Origin of the sequence: Collinsella sp. LCP19S3_B11 (assembly GCF_052121915.1) — a bacterium.
Taxonomy (GTDB): domain Bacteria; phylum Actinomycetota; class Coriobacteriia; order Coriobacteriales; family Coriobacteriaceae; genus Collinsella.
The window spans coordinates 25,001-38,519 of record NZ_JBQKDI010000005.1 but is presented as its reverse complement, the minus strand read 5'-3'; the positions used below and the strand labels follow the sequence as shown (position 1 = coordinate 38,519).

At 58.5% G+C, this 13,519-nt stretch carries 13 protein-coding genes; 4 read left to right on the top strand and 9 right to left on the bottom strand.

The genetic code is table 11. The features are described from left to right. Window positions 1-106 precede the first annotated feature (106 nt). Complete coding sequence (locus ACTQV4_RS04235; RefSeq protein WP_441560491.1) at window positions 107-397, bottom strand: CDP-alcohol phosphatidyltransferase; 291 nt, start codon at window positions 395-397, stop codon at window positions 107-109. A gap of 293 nt (window positions 398-690) precedes the next feature. Here ACTQV4_RS04235 and ACTQV4_RS04230 point away from each other — a divergent pair, with 293 nt between their 5' ends. Then, window positions 691-1,212 carry a nitroreductase family protein gene (locus ACTQV4_RS04230; RefSeq protein ID WP_427794362.1) on the top strand — a complete coding sequence of 174 codons (522 nt, stop codon included), beginning with the start codon at window positions 691-693 and terminating at the stop codon, window positions 1,210-1,212. A gap of 34 nt (window positions 1,213-1,246) precedes the next feature. Here ACTQV4_RS04230 and ACTQV4_RS04225 read toward each other — a convergent pair whose 3' ends face one another. The 6 genes from ACTQV4_RS04225 to ACTQV4_RS04200 form a co-directional block, all read right to left on the bottom strand. Further along, window positions 1,247-2,527 (bottom strand): LCP family protein, encoded by a 1,281-nt coding sequence (locus tag ACTQV4_RS04225; RefSeq protein WP_441560489.1) that lies wholly within the window; start codon window positions 2,525-2,527, stop codon window positions 1,247-1,249. Window positions 2,528-2,529: 2 nt separating this feature from the next. Beyond that, window positions 2,530-3,348 carry a class B sortase gene (locus ACTQV4_RS04220; protein WP_441560488.1) on the bottom strand — a complete coding sequence of 273 codons (819 nt, stop codon included), beginning with the start codon at window positions 3,346-3,348 and terminating at the stop codon, window positions 2,530-2,532. An 86-nt stretch (window positions 3,349-3,434) separates the two neighbouring features. Next, entirely contained in the window at window positions 3,435-4,025 is a 591-nt protein-coding gene (locus ACTQV4_RS04215) for a hypothetical protein (protein ID WP_441560487.1), read from the bottom strand. Between the two features lie 168 nt (window positions 4,026-4,193). Then, entirely contained in the window at window positions 4,194-4,619 is a 426-nt protein-coding gene (locus ACTQV4_RS04210) for a hypothetical protein (protein WP_441569377.1), read from the bottom strand. A gap of 239 nt (window positions 4,620-4,858) precedes the next feature. Next, a complete protein-coding gene (locus tag ACTQV4_RS04205; RefSeq protein WP_441560483.1) occupies window positions 4,859-6,076 on the bottom strand; it encodes a helix-turn-helix domain-containing protein in 1,218 nt (405 codons plus the stop codon). A 266-nt stretch (window positions 6,077-6,342) separates the two neighbouring features. Continuing rightward, window positions 6,343-7,377 (bottom strand): YeiH family protein, encoded by a 1,035-nt coding sequence (locus ACTQV4_RS04200; protein WP_441560481.1) that lies wholly within the window; start codon window positions 7,375-7,377, stop codon window positions 6,343-6,345. A 193-nt stretch (window positions 7,378-7,570) separates the two neighbouring features. Here ACTQV4_RS04200 and ACTQV4_RS04195 point away from each other — a divergent pair, with 193 nt between their 5' ends. Then, window positions 7,571-8,272: a GntR family transcriptional regulator gene (locus ACTQV4_RS04195; RefSeq protein WP_441016618.1), complete on the top strand. Its 702-nt coding sequence runs from the start codon at window positions 7,571-7,573 to the stop codon at window positions 8,270-8,272. A 112-nt stretch (window positions 8,273-8,384) separates the two neighbouring features. On the opposite strand, the gene glmS is transcribed toward ACTQV4_RS04195, so the two are convergent. Further along, complete coding sequence (gene glmS, locus ACTQV4_RS04190) at window positions 8,385-10,232, bottom strand: glutamine--fructose-6-phosphate transaminase (isomerizing) (RefSeq protein ID WP_427794357.1); 1,848 nt, start codon at window positions 10,230-10,232, stop codon at window positions 8,385-8,387. A 329-nt stretch (window positions 10,233-10,561) separates the two neighbouring features. On the opposite strand from glmS, the gene ACTQV4_RS04185 reads away from it, so the two are divergent. Then, window positions 10,562-11,674 carry a LacI family DNA-binding transcriptional regulator gene (locus ACTQV4_RS04185; RefSeq protein WP_441560479.1) on the top strand — a complete coding sequence of 371 codons (1,113 nt, stop codon included), beginning with the start codon at window positions 10,562-10,564 and terminating at the stop codon, window positions 11,672-11,674. Window positions 11,675-11,787: 113 nt separating this feature from the next. Here the strand turns inward: ACTQV4_RS04185 and ACTQV4_RS04180 are convergent, their stop codons facing one another. Continuing rightward, window positions 11,788-12,438: an HAD family hydrolase gene (locus ACTQV4_RS04180; RefSeq protein ID WP_441555001.1), complete on the bottom strand. Its 651-nt coding sequence runs from the start codon at window positions 12,436-12,438 to the stop codon at window positions 11,788-11,790. 167 nt (window positions 12,439-12,605) lie between these two features. Between ACTQV4_RS04180 and ACTQV4_RS04175 the strand changes: the two genes are divergently transcribed. Further along, the gene (locus ACTQV4_RS04175; RefSeq protein ID WP_441540786.1) at window positions 12,606-13,484 is read left to right on the top strand and encodes a hypothetical protein; all 879 of its coding nucleotides are present in this window, start codon (window positions 12,606-12,608) and stop codon (window positions 13,482-13,484) included. The last annotated feature ends 35 nt before the right edge of the window (window positions 13,485-13,519 follow it).

Below are 13,519 nucleotides of genomic sequence, written 5' to 3'. Positions count from 1 at the left end.
ACAGGTTCTCCGCAAATGCCTACGCTTTTATGGCCTATCGGCAGAAAAAGACCGCCGGCGCGGGGGCGGCGCCAGCGGTCACGTGAAAATCGGGTTTCATTGCCTGTTAAGCGGCGACAGCCTCGTAGACCGTAGCGCTCGAGAAGCTATCGTGCAGGCTTTTGCCGCAGATCCAAGGCAGCTCGACGACCTCGCAGAGCGTTTTGACCAGCTCGGAGCAGTCAGTAAAGTGGCCCTTATCGTTGAGGGCCTCGCAATCCTGAACACGCCAATAGCCATCGGTGTGCGTGATGTAGTACTCGTGATCGTCAATCGTCACAAAAGCGCGTGTCTTGGAACGCAGCAGCTTCAGAAATCCTTCGAAATCGGTCTCGACGACATCTCCAGCCTGGAACATGATAGTTACCTCCTGGCCCGGCGCCACCACGGCGCGTTGATAAACGTTGGTACTCCTTTAGTAAAACCTTTATCAGAGGTTATGCGTTCGTCATTTAGGCAAGTGGTAAAAACCGCAGGGCAGACGGGATAAAACGTTTAACCATCCCATTGGCTTGTCACATTTTGAAGGTACTTTTATGCAAACCTACTTACCCAATTGGAATCTATCCTTTTGCCGGGCACATGACCGTCTATCGTTTGAGCCCGACGGGTATGAACGGGGCATCTGCAACGCCACCGCAAGGAGACACCATGGAGACTATCGAAGCACTCATTCACCGCCGCAGCTGCCGCAAATACAGCGATCGTCCCGTCGAGGCCAAAAAGCTTGCACGTATTATCGAAGCCGGCCAATATGCACCGAGCGGCATGGGCCGCCAGCCGGTGACGTTTGTCGCCGTCACCGACCCCGCGACCGTCGAGCGTCTCTCACAGCTCAACGCCCAGGTCATGGGCAGCAACAGCGACCCCTTCTATGGCGCCAAGACCGTTGTGGTGGTGCTGGTTGACCGCAGCGTGCCAACACATCTGGAAGACGGCTCGCTCGCCATGGGCAACTTGCTCAACGCCGCCTATGCACTGGGTGTCGATTCGTGCTGGATTCACCGCGCGCATGAGGTCTTTGACTCGCCCGAGGGCCTGGAGCTGCTGGCCAGCTGGGGCCTGCCCGCCGACGGCAGCCTGCGTGGTGTCGGTAACTGCATTCTGGGCTATGCCGAGGACACGCTACCCGAGGCAAAGCCGCGCCGCGACAACGTGGTGTATGTTAGGTAATTTGTTCCGCCGTTCTACCGAACGGCGGAACAAATTAGTCGACCGGGTGGTAGAAGGTGTCGACGACCGTCTGTTTTACGTTGTCTTGGTCTAAGTAGAACTCGGCAAAGGTGTCGCCCTGCTGCATGGTTCCCTGCAGCGTCACAACATCAAACGAGGTCAGGCCGTGCTCGAGCATCGTGGTCGCCAGATAGCTAAACTCATCGAGGCCCAGATTGGTCCACGTATAGTCGCCCATCGTCTGGTACAAGTTAATCAGCACAGCCGGATTACTCTTGGCGCTGTTGAGCACCTTGGCCGCAAACGCCTGCACATAGCTCACCTGACGTGCCGTACGATCGAGCGACGAGGTCAACTCCGTGGTATCGCGCCACTGCACATACTTTTCGGCCGAGATTCCAAACAGTGTCGTCTCCTGCCCCTCAACCGCTGCCGTACCCGGCACGGTCTGTGTCGGCACAAGCGTCACGCCGCCAATAGAATCATTGATAGGCGCCACGCCCTCAATGTTGAGCGTGTAGTAATAGTCGACTGGGATATTGTCGAGTACGCGTGAAGCGGCTGCCGCCGTCAGCTGCGAGGAATTATCACCGTCGGTACCGTAGGCAAACTGCAGGCAGAGCTGCTCGGTCACCTGACCCGAAAACGAACCACCCGCATACGTATCGACGGCAACCATGCTGTCGCGCGGAATAACGATGCCGCGGGCCTCGCCTGTATCGGTATTAAGGGCTACAACCATAACGGTATCCGACTGGCCTTCTTTGGCGCCATCATCAGACGCGCGATTATCGAAGCCGATAAACGCCACCGTAGCCATATGCTTGTTGAGTGCATACTTCTTGCCGTTATAGGTGATGGTGTCACCTTTGGCCTTAATGACCTTTTCGGCCTTTTCCTCGATCTTCTTTTTGCCTTGGTTCACGCTGTGGTTCACAAAGCCCCAGCCGGCAGCAGCAATCGCGCCGATCATGAGCAACACAATCACGAGTGTGCGGATGCGGCGACGACGTTTGATGCGCTTAATCGACTCCTGGGAACGGCGACGGCGCTGCGGTGGCGCCTCATCGAGCGAAGGCCATTCGGTCTCATCAGCAGGCTGCGGTGCATCATCCGCAACCTGCGCCGAAGTCTCGGCCTGGCCCACGGTTTTGCTCGACGCCCCATTTTGTGTGTCAGATGCCGAATCGACATCGGCACCCTGCTGCGCGCTGGCAGGCTCCGCCACATCGGAAACCTGTTGCTGGGAAGTGTTCTCCTGGCTATTTTCGTCGGGATCCACCGCATCGATAAAGTGCTTGCCACGGGGGTTCATGTCTATTTTGTCTCCTGGTCGTTTGTTAACACACCACTCACAATATAGCGCGAGTTGCCCTGCGAGCTATCGAGCATGCAGGTGCTCAGTTGCACAACCTTGCTATCCGCGTCAAGCGCAATACCTTCCCGTACGTTTTTGAGGAGCGCGTCGGGATTGCAGACGGTATTGAAATACTCCTGGCGCACAGCGGGATCGGCAAAGTTAAATGAGTTGAGGATGTGGCGATCGTCGTACTGGTAGGCCGAAACGATCTGGTACGTCAGAATATGGCCGGGCGTGTAGATGAAGAACTCGGTATTCTCGTTAAAGAAGTCCGCATCCTCAAAATAATGCAAGTTATGGAACACGCCGCCGTTCACGTGGCCGTAGATCACCGTCACGGGATCGCTAAAGTCACGCGCATTGGCCATCTGGCTAAACGCGGTGCCATACGCGTCGTACTTACCGTCCTTGTCGTGATCCAAATAGAACAGGTCGTCGGTCGCACTCTGCAGTAGAGGTGTGTTGATGTCGGCTCCCGGAATATAGAGCCAAGCGTAAATGTCAGCGTTTTCTTTGATAAGCGAGGCAAAGTCGATGGGATTGTCTGCCAGCTCCCTGTCCTTCGATTCGACCTTGGTAGCAGGCTTGCCCGTTGCACTCATCTCCTGCGCGCGCTGCTGCTCCAGATGGTTCATATAGAGTACGTAGCCGCCGCAGCCGACTGCGATCAGTAACAACACCACGAAAACGCCCTTGAGTATCGTGGCGCGACGCTTTTTGTCCGAGTCGTCCATATGCTGAACGTCCATATACTTGCCCTCTGGCTGCTGTGCCATGGTGTTCCCTTACCCTGTAAATCGGCTAAAAAAAGGACCCGCACAAGTACGGGTCCTCAAATCTTACGGTTGAAACCGTATGCGTACTAGTTGTTCTTGCGAAGAGCAACAAAAGCGCAAGCGGCGCCAGCGGCGGCAACAGCAGCCACGGCGGCAACGGCGGTGGTGTTCACACCGGTGGCCGGGGACTTAGCACCCTTGTCGGCAGTCACAGTCGTGCTAGCGGCAGCAGAGGCGCCACTCGTGGGCTGAGCAACCAGAGAGATGATGCAGAGCTTGTCCATCGTGAAGGAAACGTTGCCGTTGGCGTCGGCGGTAAGCTCCTTCACATCGGGGGAACCAGAGTCATGCTGGATGTAGACGGTCACCTTGGCGCCTGCATACTGAGAACCAAGAGCAAAGGTGAAGTTGTACGGGCCGCTCGTGTTATATTGGGTGACCGCAAAAGAAGCAACCACATTGGAGCCAGAGGGAACGTTGTTGGCGGCAGTATCGGTACCGACAACATTAAGCCATGCATCGCTGCCGGTGACAACGCCGGTAGCATTTGCGGTCACGCCATTGGACGTGACAGGCTGGCTGCTAACCTTCTCGGGGCTGTTGGCGGCGAAAGCGGCCACGGGCAGAGCCAGGGCAAGAGCGAGCACGCTCAGCGCTGCCATGAATCTCTTCTTCATGTTGGGTACTCCTCAACTTGCAGCTTACGAATTTTCAAGTTTATAAGTAGTATAGCTTTTTTCTTCAAATTGTAACTAAAGAGCTCTACATGAAACGATTTTGCAGATTTTTGTTCGCCTATAGCTCAAAACGGCACCTAGCTGTGACTATTTTATGTTCCGGCAGGTCTATGCCGTTTGATTTGGAGCTGAATTCGCCCCACCATCACTCGCCTGTGCCGCTCCCTCTGCTTTTTGTTCGCCTTCATCCTTTTGAGCATCGGCAATGGTGGCAGCGGCTGCGACCAGGCCGCGCTGGGGCGCGACGCCCGTCTGGGTCTGAACGCCCTCGACAACTTCTGTGCCTGCATGCGCAAGCTCGGGCGACTTAAACATTGCGTCCAGATTGGCCCCGCCGCCGGCGTAACCAAGCGCCGCGAGCGCGATGACAATCACCGCGACAACGACCGCGATCGGAACATAGCGATGCCAGCCTGTGGGATTGAGGCCGCTACGGCGAGCAGCGCCACGGCTAATGTAGCCGAGCGTTCCATCGTGCTTGAGCTTTGACCCCACCACACGCTTACGGCCCCACAGCGATGATTCGGCCTGCATGGCCAAGCGAGCGCTTGCCGAAGGATAACCATATTTAGTGCGTTTGAACGAGCCGTCGAACCCCGAGGCGCTTTTGCCCCACGTCCGTGAAGTCGTGCGACGGTTGACCGGCGCCGCGGGCTTTCGAACCCGATTTGTTTTTGAAGTCTCCGCCATACTCCCCGCACGCCGTAACACAGTCGAAACAATACTGCTTTGGACTGTATCACACGCGCCGCGCGCGGTCACGGGCGCCTCGCTTAACGGTCGTCGTCCTTCAGCAGGCGCCACAGGGTCGTACGGCTTATGCCTAGCACTTCGGCAGCTCGGGTCCTGTTGCCGTGAAGGTGACCTACGACCAGCCGCGCGATATCGCGCTCGGTATCGGCCAGTGGGCGCAAGATATACAGATCGCTATCGAGCGTCGGGGCACCAAAGGTCGCGGTCTTGATAACGTCCTCCTGAGCGAGCACCTCCTCCGCCACCGCCCGCTCGGCCGTACCCATCCTCACTAATATATAAAGTCGTTCCGAAACCTCACGAAGCTGTAGATAGTTACGGGGCCATCGATAGGCATCGAGTGTCTTTGCCGCCCCAGACGACAAGGCGGGTGTTGCCGTCTCAAACATATCTGCCAGATACTCCAGATAGCGCGCAACCTTTTCCGACGCGCCGCCCTGCTCGGCAATCGCCGGCGCCACACTCACTGCACAGGCCAGACGCTCGGTTACAAAAGCAGCCTGATCGCTTTCGCCGCCGCCTGGCATGTCGTTTGCCGTCAACACCACATGGCAACGAGTTGCGAGCGCCGTGTCGATCATTGCGGACACGAGCTCGCGCAGGCGTTGGGGGCCAACGGCATGCCAGCCGCCCATGCAAAGTGTCAGCCCCGTTTGGAATAGCGGCGATTCGGAACTTTTGAGCAGATGGCGCCAACCGCGATCCGTAAGCTCATCGAGCGCAACGGACACAAAGGGCTGATCGGCATAGGGTCCATCCAGGTACAGGCGTTTTGCAATCTGATCCTGTCCCGCGCCCAGCTCGCCCTCGAGCATAAGGGGCACTCCGCGCGCATAGCTCTCCCGTACGGGGGCAGCGACCGCTGCCGCGTCTTCGACGATGCCGTATGCGCTCGATTCGTAGCGGGCCTCAACTTCGTCGGCGTTGAGCCACTCGATGCCCGCATGCGCCGCGGCGGCGCGCACCTCGCGGACCACGATGACCCAAAGGCCCCCGCCCCCTTTGTCGGTGGGGCGAACGGTCAGGCTCAGGCGCGTACCCGCACGCCCCATAACCAGACGCGCGCCGTCTCCTATGCGGTCGAGGCGCTCAGCGACAAAAGCCGCCACATCCCGCTCAAGCGCCGCGTCATTCATGGTCGAGATCGCGACGTCCCCACGCGCATCGATTGCCAATGCCGAGGCCCCGGCAGCAGCTAGGGCATCGGTCAAGATCTTCAGCTTGGCATCGCTATCCATGATTTGCCCCTGTCCGCTGCGACGTACAACCGCCGACGGTCGCACGACCGAGTGTTTCAAAATTGAACGATATTGCTCACCAAACACTATAGGGCAGAAAGCGTCGTCCTGCGAGTATAGGTGTTGCCCCGCATCGCCATCCTGGCGGGGCGATAAGAGCTCTTCGGGATCTATTAACCTGCGGACAAGCCATACCCGCAAGAGCTCCTATCGCTCCACCGCGAGGATGCGGCCACCGGCAACCAGCACGTAAATGGGCTACTTCTCTACCAGATTCCCAGCACGTGCTGCATTCCCAAACCCATGCACGCAATGCCAATCCAGCAGCAAAAGCCCAATGCGATGGGCTTGCCGCCTTTTTTGACCAGCTCGACGATATCGGTATTAAAGCCAATAGCCGCCATGGCCATCACGATAAAGAACTTCGACAGCTCCTTGATGGGCGCCGTAACGGACGCGGGAAGCTGAAACACTGTGGTGACCACACTCGCCAGCACAAAGAACAGCACAAACATGGGAAACGCGCGCTTAAGGGAGAACGTGTTTTTGGCGTCGCCGCCGGCCTTGCGCGCCAGATGCATCTGCCAGCATGCGAGGACCAACGTGATGGGAATAATGGCCAGCGTCCTGGTGAGCTTGACTACCGTAGCGCTCTCGAGCACATTGGCGCCGGGATGCATACTGTCCCAGGCGCTCGCCGCAGCCGTTACAGACGAGGTGTCGTTGATAGCGGTACCGGCAAACAGGCCAAAGCCCTCGTTGGTCAGCCCAAGCATGCCTCCAAGCGTTGGAAACACGAGCGCCGCGATAACGTTAAACAGGAAGATGACCGAAATAGCCTGGGCAATCTCGCGATCGTCGGCATCGATGACGGGCGCGGTCGCGGCGATGGCGGAACCGCCGCAAATCGACGAACCCACACCCACAAGCGTCGCGATCTTGTCCGGCACGTTCATAACGCGGCAGAGCACAAAAGCGATGATGAGCGAGGTCAAGATCGTAGCCACGATAATCGGCAACGACTGGGCGCCTTTGGACAGAATCTGCGAGAGGTTCATGCCAAAGCCAAGCAGGATAACCGCGTACTGCAAGACTTTTTTAGACGTATAGGTGACGCCGGCGGCGAGCTGTTCGCGACGATTCTTGGGAAAGACGAGCGCCAGAACCATGCCAAAGAGGATGGCAAATACCGGCCCACCGACCACCTCAATCTGTTTGCCGAGCAACGACGCAGGGATGGCGATGATCAGGCAGAACAAGACACCCTTCCAGCGCTCGCGTACGATATTTACCAGTTGCATACGGGATTCCTTCTTTCTATTTCACGTTTGCGACGGCTTATGATACGGCAACATCGAGCACAGCCATACGCAAAAACAGACTAAGATGCCGCAATAGTTCTCGGGCAACAACCGAATTACCCAGCGCGGAGAGCTGATTCGCGGCATAATTAACAACTGACATATGAGTGTGATAGAACAGTTGCGAGGCACTATGGAAGAATCGATGCACGTCGGCGAGCAGGAAACGAGCCTACAGGACCAGTCCTACCACACCATTCGACGCAAAATAGTCTACCTGGACTACAAGCCGGGCGAAAAGCTGGGCGTCAAGCAGCTTTGTGACGACCTAGATATGGGGCGCACCCCTGTGCGCGAGGCACTGGTGCGTCTGGCGCAAGAGGGCTTAGTGCGCACCGTGCCCCAAAGCGGCACCTATGTCTCGCCCATCAACCTCACCCTTGCCGAGAGTGCCTGCTACATTCGCGAACACCTGGAAAAGCAGGTGATTGTGGAGTGCTGCGCCCGTGCCACCTCGGTAGCCATCGAGCAGCTCGACCGAGCCATCGCGCTGCAGGAAAAAGCCATGGCCGAAGAGGACCGCATCGGCTTCTTTTTAAGCGACAACCTCATGCACCGCATGATCTTTAGCATCGCGTGCCGCAGCACCGTGTGGTCGTGGCTCGAGGCGACCAATGCCGACCTGGAGCGCTTTCGCTGGCTGCGCGCCGCTACGCAGGCGCTCGACAATCAGGAGATTGTTAACGAGCACAAGCAAATCCGCCGCGCCATCGCCGGTCGCGATCCTATCGAGGCAAGCTTTTTGGTCAGCAAGCACCTGCATATGATGTTCCGCAACCAGACCGAAGTCCTGGACCAATATCCCGAGTACTTCGAGACCAGCAAGCTCCGCTAACCTGCCAAAAAGGGACAGGTTTATTTTGGCAGGTTTTATCTGGGCAAATGCAACAAGGCCCAGCTCCGCTGCAACGAAGCCGGGCCTTAGTTGTTAGGACGTAGGAACTCGATTACTCTACCGTGACACTCTTGGCCAGGTTGCGGGGCTGGTCAACGTCGCAACCGCGCAGGATGGCAACCTCGCGGGCGAGCAGCTGCAGCGGAACGCTCGCCGTGATGGGGCTGAATACGTCGCGGACGGCCGGCACGCGAATGACGCAGTCGGCGATCTTGTTGATTTCCTCGTCGCCCTCGGTAGCAACGACGATGACCTTGGCGCCGCGCGCCTTGCACTCCATGAGGTTCGACACCGTCTTGTCGTATGTTGCGCTTTTGGTTGCAACCGCGATAACGGGGAAACCCGGGTCGATCAGCGCGATAGGGCCGTGCTTCATCTCGCCGGCAGCATATGCCTCGGCATGCAGGTAGCTGACTTCCTTGAGCTTGAGCGCGCCCTCGTAGGAAATGGCGGCGCCCATGCCGCGACCCACGAACAGTGCAGACTGCGCGTCCTTGCAGACAAGCGCGGCCTCGTGCACGGCCTCGGTCTGCGTATCCAGGATCCACTGGATCTGCTCGGCCGTATCGGAAAGCTCGCGGAACAGCATGCGCGCCTGCTTGGTGGTCAGACGGTACTTAACCTGCGCCAGCAGCAGGGCCAAAAGCGTAAGGCTCACGACCTGACCGATGAAGCTCTTGGTCGAGGCAACTGCAATCTCCTTGTTGGCCTTGGTGTAGATAACGCCGTCGCTCTCGCGCGCCACCGGGCTGCCCAGCACGTTGGTGATGCCAAAGACCTTGGCGCCCTTGATGCGTGCATCGCGAATGGCGGCAAGGGTGTCGGCCGTCTCGCCCGACTGGGACACGGCCACGACAAGCGTCGTCGGCGTGATGATGGGGTTGCGATAGCGGAACTCGCTTGCCGCCTCGACCTCGGTAGGAATACGAGCCCAACCCTCAATAAGGTTCTTGGCGATAAGTCCGGCATGGTAGCTGGTGCCGCAGGCAATCACATACACGCGGTCGATATCGTTGAGCTCCTCGAGCGAAAGGCCCAGCTCGTCGATATCGAGCTCACCGGCGGGGGTCATGCGGCCCACCAGGGTATCACGCACGACGCGAGGCTGCTCATGGATCTCCTTAAGCATAAAGTCGGGATAACCGCCCTTTTCGGCCATATCCAGGTCCCAGTCGATATGGGTAAGCTTGGGCTCAATCACGTTGCCAGCCTCGTCGGTATACTCGACGCCTGCGGGCGTAAGCTTGGCAAACTGACCGTCTTCGAGCACCACGACATCGCGGGTGGCATCGATAAGCGCGATCACGTCGGAGGCAACGTAGGAGCCGGTTTCGCCGACGCCGACCACAATCGGGGAGTCCTTGCGGGCCACGGCGATCACGCCAGGCTCATCGGCAGAAACGGCGGCCAAACCATAGGCGCCCACCACGTGGGTGCAGGCCTCGCGCACAGAAGCCATCAGGTCGTGTGTCTCGGCATAGGCCTCTTCGATCAAGTGCGCAAAGACCTCGGTGTCGGTCTCGCTCTTAAAGTGATGGCCGCGGCCCTCCAGCTCCTCACGCAGCTCGGCAAAGTTCTCGATGATGCCGTTGTGGACGATGGCGATGCGACCGTCGCAGCTGGTGTGGGGATGGGCGTTGACAACGGAGGGCTTGCCGTGGGTAGCCCAGCGGGTGTGGCCGATGCCGCAGGTGGCGTCGCTGTCGACATTGGTAAGTTCGCTCTCCAGGCCCGCGACCTTGCCCACGCGGCGAATGACGTCGAGGTGAGCCGCCGTGCCCTCGCCCACCTCGAGCGCGACGCCCGAGGAGTCATAGCCGCGATATTCCATACGCTTAAGGCCCGTGACAAGGATGTTCTTTGCAATATCAGAGCCGGTGTAGCCGACAATTCCGCACATAGGATAAATCCCTTCGCTCGCGTGACTGCAAAACGTCCACGCACAAGGGGCGCTGAGACGTATAACGTTCGAGTATTGTACTCACGCAAGCGCAAGCTGATATACCAGAAGTGGTATCTCAACTTAGATACCACCCGATGCACACACGTTCAGCCGGTCCAAACCACCACAAAGGTGCCTGTCCCCTTCGTGGTAGTCGCGTTGGCAATAGCGTTTCCCCAGATAAAACCTGTCAAAATAAACCTGTCCCTAATTGGCAGGTTTTGACACCCTAGGGACGGGCGATGCTACAATCTGGCTTGTACTTGAAACGCATCAAAGGGGCCGCTATGGCAAAGGTAAAAATCAGCGACGTCGCGCGCGAGGCAGGGGTCTCGCTGGGCACGGTATCCAACGCGCTCAACCATCCCGAAAAGCTGCGCCCCGAGACCCTCAAACTCATCAACGAGACCATCAATCGCCTTGGCTACCTGCCCAACCAAAGCGCCCGCCAGCTCGCAGGAGGCACCACCAAGTCCTTTGGCCTGGTCCTCCCCCGTCTCGACCACGGCTTCTCGCTCCAAATTGCCAGCGGCGCCCATAACGAGGCCCGCAAGCACGGTTACGACCTGCTTATCGCCAACGCCGATAACGACGACATCCTCGAAGACCACTACCTGCGCTATTTTATGGGCACGCAGATGTCCGGCGTCATGGTTCAGCCCATGGCATCCCCCGATTGGCACCCCGCCATGACCAAGATGCCCGTGCCGATTGTCCATCTGGACATCCACTGTTCCGAGCCCGGTTACTACGTGGCCGCCGATAACGAGGCACAGGGGCGCATTATCGCCGAGCTCGCCATTGCCCGCGGCGCACGCCATATCACCGTTGTGGGCAGAGCGGCATTTATGCAGCTCACCCTGCGCGTGCTTGGCATTCACAAGGCCCTCGCCCTTCATCCCGACATCAAAATTGAGGTCATTGACGCCGGAGAATGGAATACCGCAGCCGACGGTTACGGCATCGGCGCCCAGATTGCCGAGCGCTCTGCTGACGAGCGTCCGGATTTTGTCATCGGCCTAACCGACGTATTGGCCTCGGGTGTTATCTCAGCGTTGATCGACAAAGGCATCTCCGTCCCCAAGCAAGTTCGCGTGGCCGGCTGCGACGGTAACCCGCTTGCATGGAGCGGCGCAGTACCGCTCACCACCGTAGCACCCCCGGGCTACGAGATTGGCCGCAAGGGTGTCCAGCTGCTCATGGAGCAGATCGAGAACACGGCGCCGACAAAAACCAAACGCGTCCGTATCGGCTCCGCCGCACGCACCGTCACCGAGGTCACAGCCGCCGAGGACATCAACCGTCAGGAACTCGTGCGGCCGTTCCTCTTAGAGCGCGCCAGTACCCAGGCGGGCAGCCAAGCCGAAGCCACCGCCATCAACCTGGGCGCGTATCTATAGCACGTCGACCAGTATGCCAAAACGCAGCTTAAGCAAAAGAGGCCCGGCCATTGCCGGACCCCTTATGCTTAAGCGTAAATGTGGGCAATTGCCCGTTTCAACGCCGCAGCTGTCTAGCGCACGGCCTTGACCGCCGCCGCAAGGTCGAACAGCGTATCGAGCACGGCCTCGCAGCCATCCACCACATTCTGCGGCAGCGGCACAATGTCGGGGACGGCAAAGACATGGCAGCCGGCCGTAATACCCGAGACGCAGCCGTTGCGTGAATCCTCGACCACGGCGCATTCCTCGGGGGCGAAGCCCGCGCGCTCGCAAGCAAGCAGATACATCTCGGGGTCGGGCTTGCCGTGCACGACGTCCTCGCCGCAGGTCACCGTCTCAAACTTGTCAAAAAGGCCGACCATCTTAAGGTTGCGCTCGGCCGTAGCGAGGCGCGACGACGTCGCTAGACCCACGTGATAGCCCGCAGCCAGCAGCTCGCCTATGCACTCGGCGGCACCGGCCTTAAGCTCCAAATCGGTCTTGACCATCTCGTCGCGAATCTCCTTGTGGCGAACATAGATCGCCTCGGTGGTTTCATGGCTGCCGTAATGCTTATCAAGGATGTCCATGACATCGGGCAGCGTGCGGCCGATAAACTGATGGATCAGCGCATCATCAATCGCGACCCCCAGCTCGGCAGCGCCCGCCTTCCATGCCTTGATGCCCAAACGCTCGGTATCGACCAGCGTTCCGTCCATGTCAAAAATTACAGTCTTGATCATATCGGTCCCCTAACCGGATTGCATTACGGCCACTCTAGCGCACTTTACAAACTTGTATATAACGTATATAGCATATTGCACTATCGTTACATAGGCAAAAGTCATATGACGAGCAGTCCGATAGGATTATAGTTTTCGACCGAGTACTCAATGGTAAGGATTGTTTTATGCTTTCAGACACTACCGCACCTGCAAAGGAGCTTCAGGACAAACTCGCGGCGCTCGAACAGCTGCTTTTGGCATACGGACGCGTCGCCATCGGCTTTTCCGGTGGCGTCGACAGCAGCTTTTTGGCCGCGGTCTGCGCCCGCATCATGCCTGCCAGCACGCTTCTCGTTCACCTCACCACGCCGCTCATCGGCACGCCCGAACAGACCTCGTTTGAGCGATCCGTTGACAGGCAAACCAATGAGGGACCGCATTTTAAGCTCCCCGTGCTCAATCTTTCGGTCGATCAGCTGCAGCTCCCCCAAGTAGCCTGCAACGACGCCAACCGTTGCTACCACTGCAAGCACGCCGGCTTTACCGCCATCGTCAACCACGCTAAGTCGCTCGGCTTTCCCACCGTCATCGATGGCAGCAATGCAAGCGATCGCGGTGACTACCGTCCCGGCATGCGCGCTGCCAAAGAGCTCGGCGTACGCTCCCCTCTTATGGAGGTCGGCTTTACCAAGGACGAAGAGCGCGAGCTGCTGCGCGCATGGGGCTATCCCGTTTGGAACCTGCCGGCGGGAGCCTGTCTTGCCACGCGCGTCCCCACAGGCGAGGAGCTTACGCACGAGAAGGTCGATTTAATCCGCGCCTGCGAGGACTACCTGCACGATCTTGGTCTGTCGCAGGTACGCGCGCGCTTGGTCGGCGGCCGCATGCGTATCGAGGCCGCTCACGCAGATGTCGCCAAAATTGCCGCCCTCGGCGGTGCTACCGTCAATGCCGAGGGCAAGACCCCATTGCCCGCCGCCATCGAGTCCGCGCTGCGCGAGCTGGGCTGCGCCCACATCTCCCCCGAAGTCACCCCCTACATCCACGGCAATATGAACCAGTAACCTACCAAAAAGGGACAGGTTTATTTTGGCAGGTT